Raw genomic sequence first — 24,913 nt, 5'->3', positions numbered from 1 at the left:
TGCACGGGGGTTGGGCGGGGGTGTGTTAACAAACGCCCCGCTAATCCGGGGGGGGGCCCGGGGGAACAGCGGGGCGCCCTTCGTGTATCGGAACGCCATTGTTTCGGGGCGGCGCCTGCGCGAGGGTTGCCACCCGGAACGCATCACATGCAAATGACGAGGACCAGATGACGGTGAAGCCCCTCTACCGACGTGTCTTGCTGAAAGCGTCGGGCGAAGCATTGATGGGCGAACAGCATTTCGGCATCGACGTTTCGGTCGTCGATCGCATCGCCGGCGACATCGCCGAGGCGCGTGCACTGGGCATCGAGGTCGGTGTCGTCATCGGCGGCGGCAACATCTTTCGCGGCGTGGCCGTTGCCTCCAAGGGCGGCGACCGTGTCACCGGCGACCACATGGGCATGCTTGCCACGGTGATCAATTCGCTGGCCCTGCGCACGTCGTTGAACAAGATCGGCGTCGACGCCGTGGTGCTTTCGGCGATCGCCATGCCCGAACTTTGCGAGAGCTTTTCGCAGCGCCAGGCGACCGCCTACATGAACCAGGGCAAGGTGGTGATCTTTGCTGGCGGCACGGGCAATCCGTTCTTCACCACTGATTCGGCCGCCGCGCTTCGCGCGGCTGAAATCGGCGCCGACGCGCTGTTCAAGGGCACTCAGGTCGACGGCGTCTACTCTGCGGACCCAAAGAAAGACCCGAATGCGACGCGCTTCGAGCGCATCAGCCATGGCGAAGTCATAAAACGCGGCCTTTCCATCATGGATACGGCAGCGATTGCACTTGCGCGAGAAAACAACATTCCGATAATCGTCTATTCGATCCACGAAAAAGGTGGTTTCGGCGATATTCTGAGGGGCGGCGGCCGCTGCACGGTCGTCGCGGACGATTGATCGGGGGCCCGACCCGAAAGGGGAAGCCGGTTTCGACAACCGGATTCGAACGGCCGCGAAGCAATGAACCCGCGTCAGACGGGGTCGAGGAGATAAAGATGAGTGGTGAGTACGACGATCTCAAGCGGCGCATGGATGGGGCGATCGCCGCGTTCAAGCATGATCTGGCCTCGCTGCGGACCGGCCGGGCCTCCAGCAACCTGCTCGATGCGATCCAGGTGCAGGCCTATGGCACCACCATGCCGATCAACCAGGTCGCCAACGTCTCGGTGCCGGAGCCGCGCATGATCTCGGTATCGGTCTGGGACAAGTCGATGGTCGACGCGGGCGACCGCGCGATCCGCGAATCCAATCTGGGTTTCAACCCGATCGTCGACGGCACCAACCTCAGGATTCCACTGCCCGAGCTCAACGAACAGCGCCGTAAGGAACTGGTCAAGATTTCTCACACCTACGCCGAGAATGCCCGGGTCGCCGCGCGCCATGTGCGCCGCGACGGCATGGACTTCCTGAAGAAGGCGGAGAAGGACGGCGACATCAGCGAGGACGATCAGCGCAAGCGCTCCGACCAGGTCCAGAAACTCACCGACGAGACGATCAGCACCATCGACCACCTGCTTTCCGATAAGGAAGCTGAAATCATGCAGGTTTAGGGTCTTGGCCATAGGCCGACCCGAAAGCGAGAACATGGCAACGCCCGCGCATGTCGCGATCATCATGGACGGAAATGGACGCTGGGCCAAGGCGCGCGGCATGCCTCGTCTTGCTGGCCATCGTGCCGGCGTCGAGGCGCTGCGCAAGACGGTGCGCGCAGCACCCGGGCTCGGTATCTCCTACCTGACCGTCTACGCTTTCTCGTCGGAGAACTGGTCGCGGCCGAAGTCCGAGGTCAGCGACCTGATGGGTCTCTTGAAAATGTTCATCCGCCGTGATCTGGCCGAATTGCACCAGAGTGGCGTGCGGGTCAAAATCATCGGCGACAGGGCAGGGTTGCAGCCCGACATCAGGGGACTGCTCGACGAGGCCGAATCGCTGACCGCCGGCAATGAATCGCTGACGCTGGTGATCGCCTTCAACTATGGCGGACGCGACGAGATCGTGCGCGCGGCGCGCAAGCTTGCATCAGCCGTGGCGCGTGGCGAACTCGACAGCGAGGCGATATCAGCCGAAAGCTTTGCCGGCGCTCTCGACACGCATGGCATTCCCGACCCGGAACTGGTCATCCGCACCAGCGGCGAGCTCCGGCTGTCTAACTTCCTCCTGTGGCAGGCCGCCTATAGCGAGCTCGTCTTCCTGCCTTGCTACTGGCCCGACTTCAGTCGCGAGCACTTTGCCGAGGCCTTGCGCGAATTTGCCGGCCGCGAACGCCGTTACGGCGGACTTGGGCCCCAGGATGTCGCTTCGCGACCGGCCGCGGGATGAGCAATCTCCGGCTGCGCGTCATTTCGGCGATCGTGCTCGCCACCATCACCCTTGGCTTGACCTGGCTCGGCGGTCTGCCGTTCCGCTTGCTGTGCGCCGCGATGGCCGGGGTGATCTTCTACGAATGGACCCGCATGTCGCGCCCGACCGGGGCCACGGGTCTGGGTTTCCTGCCGGAAGCGCTGCTGGTTGTCTTCATTGGCGCCTTGATTGGCGGCCTCGCCGCCTCCTGGCTGTTGCCGCTTGCGATGGTCATGGTTGCCGCAACGGCGATTGCCGCATCGGTTCGCAAGGCCGGACAATGGGATGCGAGCGGCCTTGCCTATGCCGCGGTTTCAGGCTTGTCGCTCGCCTTGCTGCGCGACGGCGACCGTTCAGGCCTGGTCGCCATCCTGTTCCTGTTCGCGGTCGTCTGGGCCACCGATATCTTTGCCTATTTCGTTGGCCGTGCGGTTGGAGGCCCGAAGCTGGCGCCGGCGATCTCGCCTGGCAAGACGCGCAGCGGCGCGCTCGGTGGCGCTGTTGGCGGCGTCGTCGCGGGGCTGATCCTCGCCGCCGCTGCCGGTGTCGGCAATCTGCCATTGCTCAGCCTGGTGGCGCTGGTGCTTTCGATCGTCTCACAGGGCGGCGACCTGTTTGAATCCTGGGTCAAACGCCGCCACGGCCGCAAGGATTCGGGTGCGCTGATCCCGGGCCATGGCGGCGTCATGGATCGTGTCGACGGGCTTGTCGCGGCGGCTTTCGCCCTATACGTCATTGGCTGGATTTCGGCGACCGCCGATCATCCGGCGCAGGGTTTGTTTCCCGTTTAAGCGGTGTCATTTCAGGCCCAATGCGCGGCGCGCCTTGGATTCGCCCGGATTGGTGTCACAGTCACGGCGCAATCCGCGCCGTGGCAGAATTTGAGGGTTTGTCTTGAACGAGATTCTTCACGCGCTTCTCAGCACAGAAGGCTTTGTCCTCGGCACGCTGGTGCCGTTCCTCTTCGTGCTGACCGTGGTCGTATTCGTCCATGAAATGGGCCATTACCTTGTCGGGCGCTGGTGCGGCATCGGCGTCAAGGCCTTCTCGATCGGCTTCGGTCCCGAACTCTTCGGCTTCAACGACAGCCACGGCACGCGCTGGAAACTGTGCGCGATCCCGCTTGGCGGCTATGTCAAATTCGTCGGCGACATGAACGCTACCTCGAGCCAGCCCGCGTCGGAAGAACTCGGAACGCTGACGGAGGAGGAGCGCAAGGTCGCCTTTCACACGCAGCCGATCTGGAAGCGCGCGGCAACCGTGGTGGCCGGACCGCTGTTCAATTTCCTGCTGACGATCGTCGTCTTTGCCGTGCTGTTCACCGCCTATGGCCGTTATGTCGCGGAGCCCATGGTGGCCGAGGTGACGGCCGACAGCCCGGCGGCGAAGGCCGGCATCCTGCCCGGCGATCGATTCGTCAGCGTCGACGGCAACAAGGTCGAAACCTTTGGCGACGTCCAGCGCCTGGTCTCGGGCCGCGCCGACGACATCATCACCTTTGTCATGCTGCGCGACGGCAAGGAGGTCACGGTGACCGCGGCGCCGCGGCTGATGGAACAGGAAGACGCGCTCGGCAACAAGGTCAAGGTCGCCGTGATCGGTGTCGTCAACAACAAGGAACTCGGCCAGCCGCGTCTCATAACGTACACGCCGGTCGGGGCGGTTGCGGCGGCGGTCGAGGAAACCGGACACGTCATCCAGCGCACCGGCCAGTTCCTGCAGCGCTTTGTCGTCGGGCGCGAGGACAAATGTCAGCTGGGTGGCCCGGTGAAGATCGCCGACATGGCCGGCAAGGCGGCGAAACTGGGATTCGAATGGCTCGTGCAACTGGTTGCACTGCTGTCGGTTGGCATCGGGTTTCTCAACCTTTTGCCGATTCCCCCCCTCGACGGCGGCCATCTGTTGTTCTACGGGGTGGAGGCCGTCATTCGCCGTCCCGTGTCGGAACGGATGATGGAAATGGCCTATCGGGCCGGGTTGCTTCTGGTGCTGTGCTTCATGGGTTTCGTTTTCTGGAACGATCTGTTTGGATGCTGAAATCATGAAGAAATTCGGCCTCCGCATGGACGATGTTGAGACGCCGTTTACCATGCACGGGGATATGAGTGACGCGAAAGCCACGCCGCAGGGTTAAGTAAATACAAATTAACCAGAAGCCTTGCGTGTAGGGAAAATCCGGTTAATACGGTAGGGGAAATTACCGCACGTCCGGTTTTCTCGCCGTGGGGACTACGAGAAAAGGTTATTAAGCCCGATGAAGGCAGCATCCAAGTTTCTGAGCGCCGCTTCCGCGGTGACCCTGTCCGCGGCTCTTGTCGTGCCAGGCGCGCTCGCAGTGCAGTTCGTTGCCACATCGGCGGCCGAAGCCGCTGTCGTCAGTAGAGTCGAAGTCAGCGGCAACCAGCGTATCGACGCCGAGACCATCCGCAATTACATCACCATCAAGCCGGGCAAGGCCTTCTCCAGTTCCGATATCGACAGTGCGGTCAAGGCGCTGTTCGGCACCGGCCTGTTCTCGGATGTGCAGATCAACCAGGTCGGCTCGACGCTGGTGGTCAAGGTTGCCGAGTACCAGGTCGTCAACCAGGTGCTGTTCCAGAACAACAAGAAGCTCAAGGACAATGCGCTTGCTGCGGCGGTGCAGCTGAAGCCGCGCGGGACTTTCTCGCAGGCAACGCTCGATGCCGATGTCGAATCGATCAAGGCTGCCTACAAACGCATTGGTCGCGACGATGTGACCGTGACCACGCAGGTCATGCAGCTTGGCGACAACCGCGTGAACGTGGTCTTCAACATTACCGAAGGCGACCGTACGCAGATCGCGGCGATTAATTTCGTCGGCAACAGCGCCTATTCGAGCCGCCGCCTGTCGGATGTCATCAACACCAAGCGTTCATCCTGGCTTTCCTTCGTCCTGCGCGACGACGTCTATGACGACGACAAGCTGCGCGCCGACCAGGAGCTGCTGCGCCGCTTCTATTACAATCATGGTTACGCCGATTTCCAGGTCGTATCCGCTGTCGGCGAACTCGACAGTGCGACGAACAAGTACACGGTCACCATCACCGTCCAGGAAGGCGACCGCTACACATTCGGTGACGTCAGCGTCGAAAGCACGATCCCTGAAGTCGACAGCAAATCGCTGGAATCGGTGGTCGAGACCCGCAAGGGCGACGTCTACAACGCCAAGGACGTCGAGGATTCCATCATCGCGCTGACCGAGAAGGTGGCCGGCTCCGGCTACGCCTTCGCGCAGGTGACGCCGCGCGGCGACCGCAATTTCGAGAACCACACCATCTCGGTGGTCTACACGATCGACCAGGGCACCAAGGCCTATATCGAGCGCATCGAGATCCGCGGCAACGACCGCACGCGTGACTATGTCATTCGTCGCGAGTTCGATGTCAGCGAAGGTGACGCCTTCAACCAAGTGCTCATCCAGCGCGCGAAGAAGCGCCTGGAAGCTCTCAATTACTTTGAAAAAGTCGACATCTCGACAGTGCCGGGCTCGCAGCCCGACCAGGTCGTGCTGGTGGTCGACGTCGTCGAAAAGTCGACCGGTGAATTCTCGGTCGGCGCCGGTTATTCGACCGGCGGGGACACGGCCGGCCCGTCCGTCGAAGGATCGATCACCGAGCGCAACTTCCTCGGCCGTGGCCAGTTCATCAAGCTCTCGGCCGGCGGCGGCAAGAATTCGCGCGACTACAGCCTGTCCTTCACCGAACCCTATTTCCTCGGACGGCGCATTGCCGCTGGCTTCGACATCTTCAAACAGACCAGGGAATATAGTAACAACTACGACAGCGACACCACGGGCGCTACGATACGGTTCGGCTTGCCGATCACCGATAGCATTTCGACCCAGCTGGCGTACAATATTTCGCAAGAGAAATATAAGTTGGACGACGATTGCGGTCCCACCAGTGATGCAGAGCCTGATGGCACCTGCGATATTTCCAAGGCGATCCTCCAGGGTATCGATGAAAGCCCCTGGATCAAATCGTCGATCAGCCTGGGGCTGGTCTACAACACCATCGACGATATGAAGAACCCGCATGAAGGTATCTACGCCACCACGACGGCCGAATTTGCCGGCGTCGGCGGCGATGCCAAGTATGTGAAGGTTACTGGTCGCGGCAGCATCTATCAGACGCTCTCGGAGCAATTCGATCTGGTTGGTCTCGTCTCGGCTGGCGCAGGTCATGTCGAGGGGTACGGCGGCGATGGTGGTTTGCGCATCTTCGACCAATTCCAGAGCACCGACCGCATGATCCGCGGTTTTGAGTACGGTGGTATTGGCCCGGCGGATAGTCTTACGGGTGACCATCTCGGCGGCACGACGTATTTCAATGCCTCGGCGGAAGCCCAGTTCCCGATGCCGGTCATTCCGGAAAGCTTTGGTTTGCGCGGCGCTGTGTTCGCTGATGCCGCAACGCTCTACGGCAGCAAGATCAGCGAGAGCATCGCTACTCAGACCTCGACTGACATGAAACTGCGTGCTTCGGTCGGTGTCGGCCTGATGTGGGCATCGCCGTTCGGTCCGATCCGTATCGACTATGCGATCCCGGTCAAGAAGGAAGCGTCCGACGACGTGCAGGAATTCAACTTCGGCATATCGACCCGCTTCTGATCGGCGGCCAACGATGCTCCCGGGTCTTTCAGGTCCGGGAGAAATGTCCGACCTAGCTGGATATAGCTTCTGGAATGACCGATCCGGTGTTCTTCGCGCCATCACGCCGGTATACGGCGGGCGAAGTCGCGAATCTGACCGGCTCGGTGCTTGTCGATTCCGGCCACTCCGATATTTCGATCGAGGCGCTCGCGCCGGCCAGCGAGGGCGGCGAGAATGCGCTCGTCTTTGTCGACGGCAAGCGCAATTCCGCGCTGATGCCGTCGCTGCGGGCGGCCGCGGTCCTGTGCCCGGCGGAATTTGCCGGCAAGGCGCCGGCGGGCGTCGCCGTTCTGGTTCATCCGCGCCCGCAACAGGCCTTCGCCTTTGTCGGACGCCTGTTGTTTCCGAGGGCGGCGACGCCAGGGCCGATGACCAGTGAAACCGGTGTCTCGCCGCATGCTCATGTCGATGCGACCGCGCATGTCGAAGCCGGTGCCGTCATCGAGGCCGGCGCGGTCATCGGGCCGGGTGCTTCGATCGGCAGCGGTACCGTCATCGCGCCCAATGCGGTCATCGGACAATCCTGCCAGATCGGACGCGACGGCTATGTCGGTCCGGGCGCCAGCATCCAGTATGCCTTGATCGGCAACCGCGTCATCATCCATGGCGGTGCCAGGATCGGCCAGGATGGTTTTGGCTTCGTCGGCGGCGCCAAGGGCCCCGAACGCGTGCCGCAGATCGGCCGCGTCGTCATTCAGGACGATGTCGAGATCGGCTCCAACACCACCGTCGATCGCGGCGCCATGTCCGACACGATCATCGGCCAGGGCACCAAGATCGACAATCTCGTGCAGATCGCCCATAACGTCCGCATCGGCCGCAATTGCATAATAGCCGGGCTTTCGGGTATTTCTGGGTCCGTGGTCGTGGGTGACAATGTCACCATGGGCGGCGGTGTCGGGCTTGCGGATCACCTGACCATCGGGTCTGGGGCCAAGCTTGCCGCCAGAAGTGGATTTATGAGCAATGTCCCTGCAGGCGAGATCTGGGGCGGTTATCCGGCACAGCCGATGGCGGAAGCCATGCGGGAGATAGCCATGCTGCGCAAGCTCGCCAGGACCCGCAAACAGGGCGAGGGAGGCAATGGCTGACATGATCGCGTCGACGACGCTGGAAGCGGTCGACATCATGGGGCTGATGAAGCTCCTGCCGCACCGCTATCCGTTCCTGATGATCGATCGTATCGTCGACATCGACGGTGACGAGTCCGCCATCGGCATCAAGAACGTGACCATAAACGAGCCGCATTTTCAGGGCCATTTCCCCGAGCAGCCGGTCATGCCGGGTGTGCTCATCGTCGAGGCGATGGCGCAGACGGCCGGCGCCATCTGCATCCGTAGCCTGGGCACTGAAAAGCCGTCGCTGGTCTATTTCCTGACCATCGACAACGCCAAATTCCGCAAACCGGTCGTCCCCGGCGACCAGTTGAAGATCCATGTCAAGAAAATCAAGAAACGCGGCAACCTGCTCAAATTCGCTTGTGAGGCCATGGTCGACGGCGCCAAGGCGGCCGAGGCCGAGATTTCAGCCATGATGGTCACCAGCGACTGACGATCGAATGCTTATGAAAATCAAGACATCCATCCATGCTTCCTCCGTTGTGGAGGAAGGCGCCCAAATCGGCCAAGGTGTACGCATCGGACCGTTCTGCCACGTCGGCGCCGATGTGGTGATCGGCGATGGCGTCGAACTGGTCAGTCATGTCTCGGTGATGGGCGCGACGTCAATCGGCGCCTCGACCAAGGTCTATCCAATGGCGACATTGGGCGCGCCGCCGCAGAACACCAAGCACAAGGGCGGCCGCACCACCCTGGTCATCGGCAAGAACTGCACGATCCGCGAAGGCGTGACCATGCATCTCGGCACCGATTCCAGCCGTGGCGAGACGACGGTAGGCGACAATGGCAATTTCCTTGCCTACGCCCATATCGCCCATGATTGCGTCGTCGGCAACAACGCGACGTTCGCCAACGGCGCGACGCTGGGCGGCCATTGCGAGGTCGGCAACAACGTCTATATCGGTGGCCTGACCGCCGTGCATCAGTTTGTCCGCATCGGCGACAACGCCTTTCTGGGCGGCTGCTCGGCGGTCGTCGGCGACGTCATTCCCTTTGCCATCGCGGTCGGCAACCGCGCCAGCCTGCGCGGACTCAACATCATCGGCCTGAAGCGCTCCGGCCTGCCGAGATCCGAAATCCATGTGCTGCGCAAGGCCTACAGGATGATCTTCGATCGTTCTCGCACCGTCGGCGAGAACATCGAATTCGCCAAGGCGGAGTTCGCGTCGTCGCCGACCGCCATGAAAATCATCGATTTCATCACCAGTCGCGGCAAGCGGCACTACGCTGTGCCGTCGCTCAAGGGCGGCGATGGCGACGATGTCGATGACGAAGACTGAGACAGCGGCAGCGCGTCTTGATCTCCCGCCAGGCTCCAGGGTCGGCATCATCGCCGGCGGCGGCAGCCTGCCGGTCGAGGTCGCGGCCGGCTCGGCTGAACAAGGTTATCCGCCCTTCGTCATCCTGATGGAAGGCGAGGTCGACCGCATCGCGGAGCTCTCCCATTACGAGCATGAAAGCCTCGCCCTGGAAGGTATCGGCTCGCTGATACCATTGCTGCGGCGGCACCGTATCACCCATCTGGTGCTTGCAGGCGAGATCAAGCGCAGGCCAAGACTGACACGGCTGCGTCCAAGTCTCAGCCTGCTCGCGGTGATACCGGTTGTTGTCGCGGCGCTGGCGCGTGGCGACGATGGCCTGCTGAAGGTCCTGGCGCGGGGCCTCGAAGCGCGTGGAATAAAGGTTGTCGGCGCCCACGAAATCGTGCCGAACCTTGTCGCCGCCGAAGGCGTCCTGACGAAAGCCGCGCCAAGGAAATCCGACTGGCACGACATCCAGGCCGGCCTTGCCGCGGCAAAGGCCATAGGGGCGCTGGATATTGGCCAGGCGGCCATCGCGGTCGGCGGCCGTACCATCGCACTGGAAGGCATCGAGGGAACAGCGGGACTGCTCGACCGTGCGAAGCTGCTGCGTGGCCACGGCCGTATTGCCGGCAAGACCCGCGGTGTGCTGGTCAAGTGCGCCAAGCCCGGTCAGGAACTGCGCGCGGATCTTCCGTCCATCGGCCCACGCACGGTCGACGCCGCGCATGCGGCCGGGCTTGCCGGCATTGCCGTGGAGGCGGGACGTTCGCTGGTTCTCGAAGACCCGGAAACCATCGCACGCGCCAACGCACTCGGCCTGTTCATCATTGGCCTGCCTGCCGCGACGGAGCCACACGATGGCTGACAGGGCATTAAAGATCGCGATCGTGGCCGGCGAGGAGTCCGGCGATCTGCTCGGCGCCGACATCGTGCGCTCGCTCAAGCAGGCTACCGGGCGCGAGGTACAACTCGTCGGCCTCGGCGGTCGCCATTTGCAGGCGCTGGGGCTGGCATCGCCATTCGATGCCGGCGAGATCGCCCTGATGGGTTTCAGCGCCATCCTGCGCGACCTGCCGCGCCTGATGCGGCGGATCAGCCAACTGGTCAAGACCGTTGCGGACGAAAAGCCGGACTGCCTCGTCACCATCGACAGCCCGGACTTTTCGTTGCGCGTCGCTAAGAAGGTGCGGGCGGCCAATCCATCGATCCCGATCATCCACTATGTCTGCCCGAGCGTCTGGGCGTGGCGGCCGGGCAGGGCGGCGGCGATGAAGCCCTATGTCGACCATATCCTCTGCATCCTGCCGTTCGAGGTGAAGGAGCTCGAGCGGCTGGGCGGCCCGCCGGGCACCTATGTCGGGCATCGCTTGACGCATGATGCGGGCGTGCTCGCCGCGGCCAAGGCGCAGGACCTGCCGCGCGATCTTGCCGCGGACCGCGTGAAGACGCTGCTTGTCCTGCCCGGTTCGCGGCGTGGTGAGGTGCGGCGCCTGCTCGACCCGTTCGGCGAGACGGTATCGATGCTGCGCGCGCGCGGGCATCGCCTGCGCCTGCTGCTGCCGACGGTTCCGCATGTCGCCGACCTGGTCAAATCCTCAGTCAACCGTTGGGATGAAAAGCCCGAGATCATCGTCGATCCGCAGCGCAAATGGCAGGCCTTCGGCAAGGCCGATGCCGCGCTCATCGCATCCGGGACGGTATCGCTGGAACTGGCGCTGGCGGGTGTGCCTATGATTTCTTGCTACCGGCTCGACCCGGTCGCGCGCGTCGTAGCGCCGTATCTGGTTTCTGTCTGGTCGGCACTGCTGCCCAATCTGATCTCGGATCGAGCGTTGATCCCGGAATTCTACAATGAGTACGTCAAGCCGAACAATCTGGCCCGCCAATTGGAAGCCTTGTTCGCCGACAGCGGCATGCGCGCCTGGCAGAAGCAAGGCTTTGCCGAGATCACGCGGCGCATGGCGACCGAAAAGCCCTCCGGCGAGATCGCCGCACAGGTGGTGATGCGGTATATCAAGAGAGCCAATAGCGAATAGGAAGAAGGCGGTTCTCACCGCCTCGGCCTATATAAAACTCCCTATTCGCTACTGGCTATTCCCTACTCGCTCTCATCACCGCTTGGCGATCGGCACGTAGTCGCGCTCGGGCGCACCGGTATAGAGCTGCCGCGGGCGGCCGATCTTCTGGCGTGGGTCCTCGATCATCTCTTTCCACTGCGCGATCCAGCCGACGGTGCGGGCGACCGCGAACAGAACGGTGAACATGGTGGTGGGGAAGCCCAGCGCCTTCAGCGTGATGCCGGAATAGAAATCGACGTTCGGGTAGAGCTTCTTCTCGATGAAATAGGGATCGGTCAGCGCGATCTTTTCCAGTTCCATGGCGATGTCGAGCAGCGGATCGTCCTTGATGCCGAGCTCACCCAGAACCTCGTGCGCCGTCTTCTGCATGATCTTGGCGCGCGGATCGTAGTTCTTGTAGACGCGGTGGCCGAAGCCCATCAGCCGGAACGGGTCGTTCTTGTCCTTGGCGCGGGCGATGAACTCCGGGATGTGGTCGACATGGCCGATCTCGCCCAGCATGTTGAGCGCCGCTTCATTGGCGCCGCCATGTGCCGGCCCCCACAGGCAAGCGATGCCGGCGGCGATGCAGGCGAACGGGTTGGCACCCGAAGAGCCGGCGAGACGAACGGTCGAGGTCGAGGCGTTCTGCTCGTGATCGGCGTGCAGGATGAAGATGCGCTCCATGGCGCGCGCCAGCACCGGATTGATCTTGTACTCCTCGCACGGCACGGCAAAGCACATGTGCAGGAAGTTGGCGGCGAAATTCAGCTCATTCTTCGGGTAAATAAAGGGCTGGCCGATGTGGTATTTGTAGGCCATCGCCGCGATCGTCGGCATCTTGGCAATCAGCCGCATCGACGCCACCATGCGCTGGTACGGGTCGGAGATGTCGGTGGAATCGTGATAGAAGGCCGACAGCGCGCCGACCACGCCGCACATCACCGCCATCGGGTGCGCGTCGCGGCGGAAGCCGGTGAAGAAGCGCGACATCTGTTCGTGCACCATGGTGTGGCGCGTCACGCGGTAGTCGAAATCGTCCTTCTGCGCCTTGGTCGGCAATTCACCGTAGAGCAGGAGGTAGCAGACCTCGAGGAAATCGCCGTGTTCGGCCAACTGGTCGATCGGATAGCCGCGGTGCAAGAGGATGCCGGCGTCGCCGTCGATGAAGGTGATTTCGGATTCGCAGCTTGCGGTCGAGGTGAAGCCGGGATCGTAGGTGAAGGCCCCGGTGGTGGTGTAGAGCGAAGCGATGTCGATGACATCAGGCCCGACAGAACCGCTTCGCACCTTGAATTCATGGGTCTTGCCGGCGAATGCAAGGGTTGCCGTGGCCTCCTGGCTCTTGCCGCCCAAGTCCAGCTTTTTCGCAGCGTCGGTCATTGCAAACTCCTTCTTGTTTCCTCATGCCGGCAAAGGCAAAATTCTGCAGTGCGACACGTTGAGATCACCGCAATGCGCGTATTCGCCACCGCATTTCAGGAGGTGCGTGCCAGATTGGGCCAAGGCCTAATGTTGCACTGCGAAACCCGCCTTTCAATGCCAATCTTCTTGGGCCAGTTTGCTCCTAATCGATTTGATCTGCTATGCGCGCCAGGCTTTCCTCGCGGCCGAGCACGGCAAGCACATCGAACACGCCCGGCGAGGTGCTCTTGCCGGTCAAAGCGGCGCGCAAGGGCTGGGCCACGGCGCCGAGTTTGTGGCCGCCGGCCACTGCTACCTCGCGGATCGCGGCCTCCGCCGAGGCGGCCGTCCAGTCACTTGTAAGCCCGTTCAAAGCTTCGTGAGCGCCGCGCAGGATCTTGCGGGCATCGTCATTGAGCAAAAGGGCCGCCTTGTCGTCGACCGGCAGCGGCCGCGTGGCAAACAGGAAGGCCGCGCCATCGACGAGTTCGACCAGCGTCTTGGCGCGCTCCTTCAGGCCCGGCAACGCGGCCAGCAGCTGCGCCTTGTTGCTGTCGTTCAGGCGCGCGGCCATCGCCGGGCCGCCTTCGAGATAGGGCAGGGTGGCGATGAAGATATCGAACAGTTCGGCGTCGCTCATGCGGCGCATATGCGCGCCGTTGATCGCCTCCAGCTTGGCGAAGTCGAAGCGAGCCGCGCCCTTGTTGACATCGCCGATGTCGAACCAGGAAATCATGTCCTTGATCGACATGATCTCGTCGTCGCCATGGCTCCAACCGAGGCGCGCCAAGTAGTTCAGCAACGCCTCGGGCAGATAACCCATGGCACGATAGGCCTCGACGCCGAGCGCGCCGTGCCGCTTCGACAGCTTGGCGCCATCGGCGCCGTGGATCAACGGGATATGCGACATCGAGGGCACAGCCCAGCCCATGGCGTTGTAGATCACGGTCTGACGGGCGGCATTGGTCAGATGATCGTCGCCGCGGATGATATGGGTGACGCCCATGTCATGGTCGTCGACGACGACGGCATGCATGTAGGTCGGATTGCCGTCCGAACGCAGGATGATGAAATCGTCGAGATCCTTGTTGGGAAAGCGCACCTCGCCCTGGACACGGTCATGCACCACCGTCTCGCCCTCGGTCGGCGCCTTGATGCGGATAGCACCCTTGGCGCCCGCAGGCGCCTCTGAGGGGGCACGGTCGCGCCAGCGGCCGTCATAACGGGGCGGCAGGCCCTTGGCTCTGGCGGCCTCGCGCATCGCCTCCAGTTCGGCCGGCGTGGCATAGCAATAATAGGCCTTGCCCATGCGCACGAGTTCCTCGGCCACCTCACGGTGGCGCGGCGCACGCTCGAACTGCGACACCGGCTCGCCGTCCCAGCTGAGGCCAAGCCAGGAAAGCCCGTCGAGAATGGCAGCGGTCGCGGCATCGTTGGAGCGCTCGCGATCGGTGTCCTCGATGCGCAGCAGCATCGTGCCGCCGGTGTGCCTTGCATACAGCCAGTTGAACAGCGCCGTGCGCGCGCCGCCTATATGCAGGTAGCCGGTGGGCGAGGGGGCAAAGCGGGTGACGACCTTGTCGGACATGGAACTCTCGGAAACCATCTGAAGCGGGGTGCGGCTGCGCGGACTTTCGCGCGCCCGGCGTTCATGTAGCATAGGGTGTCGAGGGCGCAAGGGGCAGACCCGATGGCTGGACGAGGCTGGGGCTCGGATCAGGGCGAGGACGCTGTCACTGGCGTCAGCGAGCGGTCCCTGTTTGCAGCGCCGTTGCCGGCTTCATTGCCGCCGCCATCGCCCCTCGTGCCGGATCCCGGCAAGGCGCCGTTGCAAGCGGATGCCTCCGCCCCGGTTCCAGTTGCCGAAGTCGGCAGGATCGTGCGCGTACGCCGGCAAATCGGCCGGATTTCGCTGCCGCGCCTGCGCCATGGCGTGGCCATGGCAGCGGGCCTGGAACTCGACCGAGGCGTGGCCTTCCTGCTGGTGCCGGTCTGCCTGGCGAGCGGAGCGATCGGCTATTTTTCGCTGGCGGCGGAACCTGACTTCGCAAAGCCTGTCGCAGTTGTCATCTTGGCGGGGCTCTGTGCGCTGGTCTCGCGTTCCTGGCCGAAAACCCATCTGTGCTTCATGGCGGCACTTTTGTGCGCGCTCGGCCTGCTCGCCGCAAAGGTCGAGACATGGCGGGCGGGAACGCAGATGCTGGGCTCGGAAATCTCGACGCAAGTGACCGGCCGCGTCGTTTCGCTCGACCGGATGGAGAGCGGTCGTATCCGGCTGACCATCGACGTCACATCGACTGCAAGGCCGAAACTGCGCTATGCGCCGGAGCGGGTGCGACTTTCGGCGCGAAAGATCCCGGCGGACATGATCGCCGGCTCCCTGATCACTGGATATGCCAAGCTGTTGCCGCCGACCGGGCCGGTGCGGCCGGGCAGCTACGACTTCTCCTTCGACAGCTATTTCGCCGGCATCGGCGGCAGCGGGTTCTTTCTCGGCAATCCAAAACTTATCGTCACCGATGACGGCGGCATGCCGATATCGGCCCGCCTTTCCTCGGGGATAGAAAAAGCCCGTGAAGCGATTGCCGACCACATCAGGGGCAGCGTCGGTGGCGCCGAGGGCGAGATCGCCGCGGCGCTGATCGTCGGCGTGCGCGCCGGCATTCCCGATGACATCAACGAAGCTATGCGGCGTACCGGCATCTACCACATCATCTCCATTTCCGGACTGCATATGGCGCTCGTCGCCGGCACCATCATGGGGTTGCTGCGCGGCGCCTTCGCCTTGTTTCCGGACTTTTCCGCGCGTCGTCCGGTCAAGAAATACGCCGCCGTCGCGGCACTGTTCTCGATCGCCGCCTATCTCATCATCTCAGGCGTCGTCGTCGCCGCCGAGCGCAGCTTCATCATGCTGGCGGTGATGCTGATTGCCGTGCTGTTCGATCGGGCGGCACTCACCATGCGCAATCTAGCAGTTTCGGCGATCGCCGTCATCGTGGTGTCGCCGCATGAAGTGGTCGGCCCGAGTTTCCAGATGTCCTTCGCCGCAACCGCGGCGCTGGTCGGCGCCTATGCCGGCTGGTCGGAGCATCGTGCGGGAAAGACGAGACCACCGCCGCCAAAGCGGTCGCTGCCTGGTTTCCTGACGCGAAAATTCCTGCTGGCGGCAGGCGGCCTTTCCATGACTTCCATCATCGCCGGCGGCGCCACGGCGCTGTTTGCCATCTGGCATTTTCAGCGTGTGTCGCCGCTCAGCCTGTTCGCCAATCTGGCGATCATGCCGATCGTATCACTGGTCGTCATGCCTTTCGCAGTCCTCAGCGCACTGGCGATGCCATTCGGCGCCGACGGCCCCTTTCTTTATGTAATGGGCAAAGGCCTGACGGCGATGATCGCAATGTCCGGATGGATTTCCGAGCGTTCGCCAGTCGACGCAATCGGCTTGATTTCGCAGCAGTCTGTTCTTCTGGTGGCGATTGCCCTTGTCATCGCGACGATGGCGACGACATGGCTGCGGCTGGCAGCTCTTCCTTTCGCGCTTGCCGGCCTGCTGACGGTCTCGGACACGCGCGCACCCGACGTGCTGATCTCGGAGGACGCACGGCTGGTTGCGTTGCCGATCGGCGGCGGCGAACTCGCGGTCAGCCGGGCCAGGCCGAACGAATTCACCGTCGACAACTGGAAGCGTGCGCTGACATCCGAAAGCATCATCGTGCCGGAGGTGTTCGACGAAGGCGACGGTCAATTCGACGTCGCGGATGCGGCTGAAATGCCGCCCGGAGCGCCGTTCTATTGCACATCAGGCGTTTGTCTCGCCAGGCATCCGTCTGGCGCGTTCATTGCCTATATCGAGGACCGAAAAGACACCTGGAAAGCCTGTGGTTTCGCCGACCTGATCGTCATCAATGACGCGACGGCCTATGACGCCTGTCACAACCCGCTGGTTCTGGTCATCACCAAACGGCAACTGGCCCGCAAAGGCAGTGCTGCCGTCTTCTTCGATCGCCAATCGGCGACCACGCCGGCGACAATCAGCTTCGCCGTGGACAGGCCATATCGACCCTGGCACGCGCAACGCAAGTTTTCGCGCGAGGCGAGAGGCCTGCCGCCCTTCAAGAGACCCGAGAAGCCAGTCGTTAAACCGCAGCTGCCTCAGTAGCGGCGGATCAGGCCAACGAGCTTGCCCTGCACCTTGACCCTGTCTGGCCCGAAAATACGGGTTTCATAGGCCGGATTGGCGGCTTCGAGAGCAATCGAGGCGCCCTTGCGGCGGAACCGCTTCAGCGTCGCTTCCTCTTCATCCACCAGCGCCACGATGATCTCGCCAGGGCTCGCCGTATCGGCATTGCGGATGATGACGGTGTCGCCGTCGAAGATGCCGGCCTCGATCATCGAGTCGCCCTTGACCTCCAGCGCATAGTGCTCGCCGCCCATGATCATGTCTGGCGGCACCGAGATCGAATGCGTCTGGTGCTGGATGGCATCGATCGGCACACCGGCGGCGATGCGCCCCATCACGGGGATCGACACGGCGGCGACCACGTCGTCGTCATTGCCTGCTGAAGACATCCGCGAAGACGCTGGCCTGATCTGCCGGCCAAGGCCGCCCTGGCCGAGACTGGCCTGACCAAGACTGCCCTGGATGACGCTTGGAGAGAACTTCTTTGCCGCGTTGAGGCCGGGTGCGATCGAGTCCGGCAGCCGCAGCACTTCCAGCGCGCGTGCCCGGTTGGGCAGCCGGCGAATGAAGCCGCGCTCTTCCAGTGCCGTGATCAAACGATGAATCCCGGATTTGGAGGCAAGGTCGAGCGCCTCCTTCATCTCGTCGAAGGATGGCGGAATGCCGCTTTCCTTCAGGCGTTCATGGATGAACATCAGCAGTTCGTGTTGCTTGCGCGTCAGCATGGCGGCCCCCAGGGTACCTGAAACCAGAATCGGAAAAACAAACCCAGAACAAACACTATCTGTTCCAGTTGTGTTCCGCAACTGTTTAAAGTTTAATGAATTTATTAGGGGGGTCGAAATTATTGGCGCTCGCCAGCGGGCCTCGTCGACGACTGTATGCCGTCACAATGCGCTTGCCGGCATTGAAATTGTTATGGTTAATGGGCTGTGGCCCACCCTTGGCTCAAGCCTGGCATGAGCTGCCCATGGATCCGCGACGGGCGCATTTCCAGCTTTCCGGGCGTTCGTTTGCCGTGAACGAAACGAAGCCAAAATGCCAACCTTGGTTAATCTATTGCAGCCTGCGCCGGCCACCAGCGGCGAACGCATTCGCGAGTTGAAAAATTCGTCCTCCGTCATCCGACCTGGGGGCAAGACGCGACAACAGATCGTCGGGACGGCCGCGTCAGGTCACGGCCTCCTTGACGGCGAAACGCTGGTCCTTCCATGCACTCGTGCGCAGAATGTCTTCCAGCACCTCGACCGCCAGCCACACGTCCTTGTAGCCGACATAGAGCGGCGTAAATCCGAAACGGATGGTTGACGGCGCGCGGAAGTCACCGATCACTCCGCGCTCGATCAGCGCCCGCATGATTTGATAGCCATGATCGTGAAGGAACGACACATGGCTGCCGCGCCTGGTCGCGTCGCGAGTGCTCTCCAGCGTGAGACCATAGGCGCCGCACTTCGCTTCGACGAGCTGGATGAACAGTTCGGTCAGCGCGACACTTTTCTTTCGCAATGCCGCCATGTCGACGTCGTTCCAGATGGCAAGCGCGCCTTTGAGCGCCCGCATCGACAGGACCGGCTGCGTGCCGCACAGAAAGCGGCGGATACCGGTGCCGGCAACATAACCCCGTTCGAAGGCAAAGGGCCGTGCATGCCCCCACCAGCCGCTGAGTGGCTGGCTGATCTCGCCGTGGTGGCGCTGGGCGGCATAGATGAAGGCTGGCGCGCCCGGACCGCCGTTGAGGTACTTGTAGGTGCAGCCGACAGCGAAATCAGCATTTGCATGATCGAGCTCGACCGGCAGAGCGCCCGCGGTGTGGCAGAGATCCCAGACGATCAGCGCTCCGGCCGCATGAGCCTTGCGCGTCAGCGCCGTCATGTCGCGCAGTTCACCGGATTTGTAATTGACGTGGTTGACCAGCACCACCGCGACGCTTTCGTCGATCAGCTCTTCGATGGTTGGCGCGTCGACGCCCGCGAGGCGCAGCAAGGCGCCATCCCGGGTCGAGGCCACGCCTTCGGCGATGTACAGGTCGGTGGGAAAACTGTCACCCTCGGCGACGATGGCCAACCGGCCGGGCCGCATCTCCATCGCCGCATGCAGCACCTTGTAGATGTTGGTCGACGTCGTGTCGCAGACGACGGTCTGGCCGGCCGCGGCTCCGATCAGGCGTCCAAGCTGATCGCCGAGTTCGATCGGCATCTCGAACCATCCGGCTGTATTCCAGGCCCGGATGAGATCCTGGGCCCATTCCTGGGTCGCCGCCTGCTGCAGCTCGCCGAAAACGGCATGAGACGCTGCTCCAAGCGAATTGCCGTCAAGATAGATCACCCCCTCCGGCAAAATGTAACGATCGCGCATGGCACGCAGCGGATCCGTGGCATCCATCGCTTCGATCGCAGCGAGATCAGGAATTCCACTCATGGTCGTTCAGTCCTCGGTTGTTCGCGAAGGGTTCCCGCTGCAAGCGCGTCCCCTCGGTGTGCCTGTTCTCATTTCGATGATGTCAGAGCCGGGTGCGGACCGTCCACAGCTCCGGGAACAGCACGACCTCGAGCATCTTCTTCAGGTACGAAGCACCCGACGTGCCGCCGGTGCCGCGTTTCAGGCCGATGATGCGCTCGACCGTGGTGACATGATTGAAGCGCCAACGGCGGAAATAGTCCTCGAAGTCGACCAGCTTCTCGGCCAGTTCGTAGAACATCCAGTAGCGCTGCGGGTCGCGGTAGATGGTCTGCCAGGCGACCAGGACCTCTTCATTCTCGGTTCGCGTCTCACGCCAGTCCGTGCGCCTGGCATCAGCGCCGATATCGAATCCGTTGCGCGCCAAGAGCAGCAGCGCTTCGTCGTAGAGCGACGGCTCCGCCAGGATCGCCTCCAGCTTTCCGCTGAGGTCTGGCCGGTGCTTGTGCGGCCCGAGCATGGCGAGGTTGCGGTTGCCGGCCATGAACTCGATGGCGCGATACTGCCAGGACTGGAAACCCGAGGACTGGCCGAGCGCGTCGCGGAACTCGGTGTATTCGCTGGGCGTCATCGTCCGCAGCACGTCCCAGGCGTTGTTCAACTGCTCGAAGATGCGGGCGACGCGCGACAGCATCTTGAAGCTCGGCTCGAGGCGATCGGCGCGGATCGAGCGGATCGCGGCACCGATCTCGTGCAAAGCGAGCTTCATCCACAGTTCCGAGGTCTGGTGCTGGATGATGAACAGCATCTCGTCATGCGCCGACGACAGCGGCGTCTGCGCCTCCAGCACCTTTTCCAGATGCAGATAGTCGCTGTAGGACATGCGCTCGTTGAACGACATCTGTGCGCCTTCGGACGCCGGATCGTATGGTTCGCTCAATTGATTTTCTCCGTGCGCAGCCGGAAGCGTTGGATCTTGCCGGTCTGGGTCTTGGGCAGAGCGGCGATGAATTTCACCGACCGCGGGTATTTATAGGGCGCGATCGTTGCCTTGACGTGATCCTGCAGGCGCTTGGTGGTCAACGCGTCAGGGGCCACGCCCTGCACCAGCACGACATGCGCCTCGACGATCTGGCCGCGTTCGGCATCGTCCGCGCCGATCACCGCGCATTCGGCGACGTCAGGATGCGACAGGAGTGCTGCCTCGACTTCGGGCCCGGCAATGTTGTAGCCGGCGCTGACGATCATGTCGTCGGAGCGTGCGGCGAAATGGAAGAAGCCGTCTTCGTCTTGGGTGAAGGTGTCCCCGGTGAGGTTCCAGCCGTCGCGCACGTATTCTTTCTGCCTGTCATCGGCCATGTAGCGGCAGCCGGTCGGGCCTCGCACCGCCAGCCTGCCGGCTGTGCCGCGCGGCACCTCGCGCATCTCGTCGTCGACGATGCGCGCCTCGTAGCCTCCCACCGGCTTGCCGGTCGACGCGGGCTTCATGTCAATGAAGCGGTTGGAGATGAAGATGTGCAGCATTTCGGTGGCGCCGATGCCGTCGAGAATCGGCTTGCCGGTCTTTTGCGTCCACTCCTCGAAAACCGGCGCGGGCAAGGTTTCGCCTGCCGAAACGGCGACGCGCAGCGACGACAAGTCGGCCCCTTCATCCATGGCCTTCAGCATGGCGCGATACGCGGTCGGCGCGGTGAAGGAGATCGTCGCTTTGTAGGTCTCGATGATGTGGATCATGTTGGGTGGAGTCGCCTGTTCCAGCAGCGTCGCCGCCGCACCGAAACGCAGCGGGAAGATGGCGAGCCCGCCAAGGCCGAAGGTGAAGGCGAGCGGCGGCGAACCGACAAAGATATCGTCCGGCGTCACCTGGAGGATTTCGCGGGCATAGGCGTCGGCGATGATCAGGAGGTCGCGGTGGAAATGCATCGTCGCTTTCGGCACGCCTGTCGTGCCCGAGGTGAAGCCGAGCAGCGCGACATCGTCGCGGCCGGTGTCGACGGCGGTGAAGGTAACCGGCTTGTCGAGAGCGGCGCGGTCGAGTTCGGCATCATGGTTGGCGGTGCCGTCGAAGCCGATGACCTGTTTGAGGAAGGCGCTGTCCTTGGCGCAGGCGGTCATCTCGTCCATCAGCCTGGTGTCACACAAGGCGATGGTGATTTCCGCCTTGTCGACGATCTTGGCAAGCTCGCCGGCGCGCAGCATCGGCATGGTGTTGACGACCACGGCGCCGACCTTGGTGGCGGCCAGCCAGCAGGCGACCATGGCGGGGTTGTTGGCCGAACGGATCAGCACCCGGTTGCCTGGCCTGACGCCATAATTCTCGACCAGCGCATGGGCCAGCCTGTTCGTCCAGTCGGACAGTTCCTTGTAGGTGCGGCGGCGGCCATTGCCGATCAGCGCGGTGTGGTCACCGAGGCCCTTCTCGACCAGCCTGTCGGTCAGTTCGACGCCGGCGTTGAGGCGTTCGGGATAGTCGAAACCTTCGAGCAGGAAGTCCGGCCATTGCTCCGGCGGCGGCAAGTGATCGCGCGTGAACGTGTCGATATGCGCTGAAGGCCCAAGCATGTCGCCGCTATCCCGTCTGCTGCCTGGCCGGTGCGCGAGGCGCCTGGCCGGTGTGGTGGATTTGAAGTTCCTGTCTTTCGCGGGAGGCTTCGCGCCACCAATCGTGCCTGCTCGACGATGCCACCGAAAAAGGATGAGCATCCGGCAGGTCAGGGCAGCACAGCAGACCTCCCATTTTGTCGGCTGTTCGTCATGGCAGGATCGCACCAGTCGAAATTTGTTTCAAGCCTAAAATGTTTTGTTCCGGAGCATTGACGCATGGCGTGGCGGTGGTCATTGCTAGGTCACAAGCGATGCCGTTCTGGGGAGGGCACAGATGTTCGAACGTCACATTGTCGATTGGGACGATGCCTATGCCAATGGCGCGAACATCGCCGGCAGCGACCGCTGGCCGGCCGCGTGGGCGGAGCCAGCGCAAGCATTTCGTGATGCGCTCTCGGTGGAGGGCCGGGCACGGCTCGACATCGCCTATGGCGACGGGCGGCGCAATCGGCTCGATCTTTTCCTTCCCAATGCCGCGCCCAAGGGGCTGGTGGTGGTCATCCATGGCGGTTATTGGCTGGAGACCGACAAGAGTTTGTGGTCGCACCTCGCCAATGGCGCGGTCAGCAGCGGCTTTGCCGTGGCGATGCCGTCCTACACGCTATGCCCTGACATACGCATTGCCGGCATAGTCCAGGAGATCGGGGCGGCTGTCGGCAAGGCCGCGGCGATGGTCGACGGGCCGCTGATGCTGACCGGACATTCGGCCGGCGGCCATCTCGCCACCCGCATGATAACGACAACCACGCCTCTGGCGGCCGATGTGGCGCGGCGCATACGCCACGTCGTTTCGATTTCAGGCCTCCACGACCTGCGTCCGATCATGCGCACCGGGATGAACAAGGCACTGGCAATCGACGAAGAGGAGGCATTGGCTGAAAGTCCGGCGCTGCTGCGGCCAATGGATGGTGCGCGCATCACTTGCTGGGTGGGTGGTGGCGAGCGCGCCGAATTCCTGCGCCAGAACGCGCTGCTCGCCAACATCTGGACAGGTCTTGGCGCCACCACCAGCACCGTGGTCGAACCCGACCGGCATCATTACAGCATTGTCGACGGCCTTGCCGATCCAGCGCATCCGCTGACACTGACCTTGATCGCGGAATAGCACCGAGATCGTTTTCCATATTACTATTAATGGCTTGTCCGGCGGTTCTTCAGCGTAGCATCAGCACGCTGCAGGCCTCGCCCGCGGCGGCTGCGGCGGCAAACGGCGCCCGCACGATCAGCCCGTTGGCGTCGGCCAGCATTTTCAGCATCGAGGAGTCCTGGATGCCGAACGGGGTCGCCACCAGCGCGCCGTCATCTTCCCTGACCACCGCCCGCACATAGTCCTGGCGCAGATCATTGGCCGGCATAGCGACGCCCAATCGTGCCGGGCGTATATCCTGGCGATGGTCGCGGCCACCGAGCCGTGCCAGCAACGGCTTCAGGAAGAGCTGCGAGCAGACCAGGCTCGCGACCGGGTTGCCGGGCAGGCCGATGCACCTGATATCGCCGAGGCGGCCGAACATCAGCGGCTTGCCGGGGCGCATGGCGATCTTCCAGAAGCCGAGCTTCATGCCTTCGCCGGTCAGCACGTCATGGATCAGGTCGTGATCACCGACCGAGGCGCCACCAAGCGTGACGATGACGTCCGCGCCGGCAGTGACCGCCTTTTTCACCAAGGCTGCAATCGCATCTTTGCGGTCGGCGGCTATGCCGAGATCGAGCGCGCGGGCGCCGACCGATTGTGCTGTCGCGGCAACGCCATAGGCATTGGATGAGATGATCTGGTCCGGTCCGAGTTCGCTGCCGGGCGGCAACAATTCGTCGCCGGTGGCGATGATGGCGACCAACGGCCGTTTCACCACGCTGACCCGTGGATGATTTGCCGATGCCGCCAGCGACAGCGCCGCCGGGTCGAGCACGCGGCCTTTTTCCAGCAGCACGTCGCCTTTTGAAAAGTCGAGGCCGAGGCGGCGGATATTGCGCCCTTCGGCGGTGGGTTCGATCACTTCGATGTCGCCGCCGCCGAGATCCCGGACATTTTCCTGGATGACGATGGTGTCGGCGCCTTCAGGCAGTGGTGCGCCGGTGAAGATGCGCACGGCCTGAGCGTGGCTGACCGTGCCATCAAAGCCGCGCCCGGCCGGCGCCATGCCGATCACCGAAAGTCGCGACGGCACCGACGCCACATCGACAGCGCGCACTGCGTAGCCATCCATGGCGGAGGCGTTGAAGGGCGGCTGGGTACGCAGCGCAACAACCGGTGCCGCCAGCACGCGATCCGCCGCCTCGAACAGGGGAACGCTTTCGCCGGCCAAAGGCCCTGCACCCTCGAGCAGGCGCTCGAGCGCGTCGGCGATTGGTACAAGCGCCATCAGGCGCCTGCCTTGTACGAGCCCGACTTGCCGCCGGTCTTTTCGACCAGCCGGATGCCGGAGATGACCATGGCGCGGTCCACCGCCTTGGCCATATCATATATGGTCAGGCAGGCCACCGAAGCGGCGGTCAGCGCTTCCATCTCGACGCCCGTCTTGCCGGTGACGCGCGCCAGTGCGGTGACCTTCAGGCCGGGCAGAGCATGGTCCGGCTCGATGTCGACGGAGACCTTGGTCAGAAGCAGCGGATGGCAGAGCGGGATCAGCTCATGCGTCTTCTTCGCCGCCATGATGCCGGCGATGCGCGCGGTGCCGAGCACGTCGCCTTTCTTGGCGTTGCCGGCGAGAATCGTCTTCAGCGTCTCGGGTCGCATCGCGACAAAGCCCTCGGCGATCGCCGTGCGTGTCGTCTCCGCCTTGTCTCCGACATCGACCATATTGGCCTCGCCCTGGGCGTCGATATGGGTGAGGGCGGCCGTCATCG

21 protein-coding genes are annotated in these 24,913 nt (G+C 63.0%); 13 read left to right on the top strand and 8 right to left on the bottom strand.

The window, feature by feature from the left end:
• The first annotated feature begins 167 nt into the window (after positions 1-167).
• From pyrH to lpxB, 11 genes are all read left to right on the top strand, one after another.
• A complete protein-coding gene (gene pyrH, locus NKH02_RS25075) occupies positions 168-890 on the top strand; it encodes a UMP kinase (RefSeq protein WP_091574801.1) in 723 nt (240 codons plus the stop codon).
• Positions 891-988: 98 nt separating this feature from the next.
• Positions 989-1,543: a ribosome recycling factor gene (frr, locus tag NKH02_RS25070; protein WP_352882350.1), complete on the top strand. Its 555-nt coding sequence runs from the start codon at positions 989-991 to the stop codon at positions 1,541-1,543.
• A gap of 10 nt (positions 1,544-1,553) precedes the next feature.
• Positions 1,554-2,312, top strand: coding sequence for an isoprenyl transferase (locus NKH02_RS25065; RefSeq protein WP_352882352.1), 759 nt, complete (start codon positions 1,554-1,556; stop codon positions 2,310-2,312).
• Positions 2,309-3,124, top strand: a complete 816-nt coding sequence (locus NKH02_RS25060; protein WP_352882348.1) for a phosphatidate cytidylyltransferase — start codon at positions 2,309-2,311, stop codon at positions 3,122-3,124. The genes NKH02_RS25065 and NKH02_RS25060 overlap by 4 nt, the downstream gene beginning before the upstream one ends.
• A gap of 103 nt (positions 3,125-3,227) precedes the next feature.
• A complete protein-coding gene (rseP, locus tag NKH02_RS25055) occupies positions 3,228-4,370 on the top strand; it encodes an RIP metalloprotease RseP (RefSeq protein WP_352882346.1) in 1,143 nt (380 codons plus the stop codon).
• 217 nt (positions 4,371-4,587) lie between these two features.
• Positions 4,588-6,963, top strand: coding sequence for an outer membrane protein assembly factor BamA (gene bamA / locus NKH02_RS25050; protein WP_352871143.1), 2,376 nt, complete (start codon positions 4,588-4,590; stop codon positions 6,961-6,963).
• A 74-nt stretch (positions 6,964-7,037) separates the two neighbouring features.
• Positions 7,038-8,096: a UDP-3-O-(3-hydroxymyristoyl)glucosamine N-acyltransferase gene (gene lpxD, locus NKH02_RS25045; protein WP_352882344.1), complete on the top strand. Its 1,059-nt coding sequence runs from the start codon at positions 7,038-7,040 to the stop codon at positions 8,094-8,096.
• Positions 8,089-8,556: a 3-hydroxyacyl-ACP dehydratase FabZ gene (gene fabZ, locus NKH02_RS25040; RefSeq protein WP_127327354.1), complete on the top strand. Its 468-nt coding sequence runs from the start codon at positions 8,089-8,091 to the stop codon at positions 8,554-8,556. The genes lpxD and fabZ overlap by 8 nt, the downstream gene beginning before the upstream one ends.
• 13 nt (positions 8,557-8,569) lie before the next feature.
• On the top strand, positions 8,570-9,403 hold the full coding sequence (gene lpxA / locus NKH02_RS25035) for an acyl-ACP--UDP-N-acetylglucosamine O-acyltransferase (protein WP_352882343.1): 834 nt from the start codon (positions 8,570-8,572) through the stop codon (positions 9,401-9,403).
• Positions 9,375-10,292 carry an LpxI family protein gene (locus tag NKH02_RS25030; RefSeq protein WP_352882341.1) on the top strand — a complete coding sequence of 306 codons (918 nt, stop codon included), beginning with the start codon at positions 9,375-9,377 and terminating at the stop codon, positions 10,290-10,292. Before lpxA ends, NKH02_RS25030 begins: the two co-directional genes overlap by 29 nt.
• Positions 10,285-11,463 carry a lipid-A-disaccharide synthase gene (lpxB, locus tag NKH02_RS25025; protein ID WP_352882340.1) on the top strand — a complete coding sequence of 393 codons (1,179 nt, stop codon included), beginning with the start codon at positions 10,285-10,287 and terminating at the stop codon, positions 11,461-11,463. The genes NKH02_RS25030 and lpxB overlap by 8 nt, the downstream gene beginning before the upstream one ends.
• A 75-nt stretch (positions 11,464-11,538) precedes the next feature.
• On the opposite strand, the gene gltA is transcribed toward lpxB, so the two are convergent.
• Complete coding sequence (gene gltA, locus NKH02_RS25020; protein WP_352871153.1) at positions 11,539-12,867, bottom strand: citrate synthase; 1,329 nt, start codon at positions 12,865-12,867, stop codon at positions 11,539-11,541.
• A gap of 184 nt (positions 12,868-13,051) precedes the next feature.
• Entirely contained in the window at positions 13,052-14,476 is a 1,425-nt protein-coding gene (gene gltX, locus NKH02_RS25015) for a glutamate--tRNA ligase (protein ID WP_352882338.1), read from the bottom strand.
• Between the two features lie 102 nt (positions 14,477-14,578).
• Here gltX and NKH02_RS25010 point away from each other — a divergent pair, with 102 nt between their 5' ends.
• Positions 14,579-17,047 carry a ComEC/Rec2 family competence protein gene (locus tag NKH02_RS25010; protein ID WP_352882336.1) on the top strand — a complete coding sequence of 823 codons (2,469 nt, stop codon included), beginning with the start codon at positions 14,579-14,581 and terminating at the stop codon, positions 17,045-17,047.
• Here the strand turns inward: NKH02_RS25010 and lexA are convergent.
• The 4 genes from lexA to NKH02_RS24990 form a co-directional block, all read right to left on the bottom strand.
• The gene (gene lexA, locus NKH02_RS25005; protein ID WP_352871159.1) at positions 17,041-17,793 is read right to left on the bottom strand and encodes a transcriptional repressor LexA; all 753 of its coding nucleotides are present in this window, start codon (positions 17,791-17,793) and stop codon (positions 17,041-17,043) included. The two genes, NKH02_RS25010 and lexA, sit on opposite strands and share 7 nt — an antisense overlap.
• Before the next feature lie 445 nt (positions 17,794-18,238).
• Positions 18,239-19,486, bottom strand: coding sequence for a kynureninase (gene kynU, locus NKH02_RS25000; RefSeq protein ID WP_352882335.1), 1,248 nt, complete (start codon positions 19,484-19,486; stop codon positions 18,239-18,241).
• 82 nt (positions 19,487-19,568) lie between these two features.
• Entirely contained in the window at positions 19,569-20,405 is an 837-nt protein-coding gene (gene kynA, locus NKH02_RS24995; RefSeq protein WP_013531744.1) for a tryptophan 2,3-dioxygenase, read from the bottom strand.
• Positions 20,402-22,027: an AMP-binding protein gene (locus tag NKH02_RS24990; protein WP_352882332.1), complete on the bottom strand. Its 1,626-nt coding sequence runs from the start codon at positions 22,025-22,027 to the stop codon at positions 20,402-20,404. Before NKH02_RS24990 ends, kynA begins: the two co-directional genes overlap by 4 nt.
• Positions 22,028-22,343: 316 nt before the next feature.
• Between NKH02_RS24990 and NKH02_RS24985 the strand changes: the two genes are divergently transcribed.
• A complete protein-coding gene (locus tag NKH02_RS24985; RefSeq protein WP_352882330.1) occupies positions 22,344-23,174 on the top strand; it encodes a hormone-sensitive lipase in 831 nt (276 codons plus the stop codon).
• A gap of 49 nt (positions 23,175-23,223) precedes the next feature.
• On the opposite strand, the gene NKH02_RS24980 is transcribed toward NKH02_RS24985, so the two are convergent.
• Positions 23,224-24,429: a molybdopterin molybdotransferase MoeA gene (locus NKH02_RS24980; RefSeq protein ID WP_352882328.1), complete on the bottom strand. Its 1,206-nt coding sequence runs from the start codon at positions 24,427-24,429 to the stop codon at positions 23,224-23,226.
• Positions 24,429-24,911, bottom strand: a complete 483-nt coding sequence (gene moaC / locus NKH02_RS24975; protein ID WP_352871169.1) for a cyclic pyranopterin monophosphate synthase MoaC — start codon at positions 24,909-24,911, stop codon at positions 24,429-24,431. The genes NKH02_RS24980 and moaC overlap by 1 nt, the downstream gene beginning before the upstream one ends.
• Positions 24,912-24,913 lie beyond the last annotated feature (2 nt).

Source organism: Mesorhizobium sp. M1396 (assembly GCF_040317725.1).
Taxonomy (GTDB): domain Bacteria; phylum Pseudomonadota; class Alphaproteobacteria; order Rhizobiales; family Rhizobiaceae; genus Mesorhizobium.
Note: the sequence above shows the minus strand (reverse complement) of the source record. Positions and strands in the feature narration are given on the sequence as shown.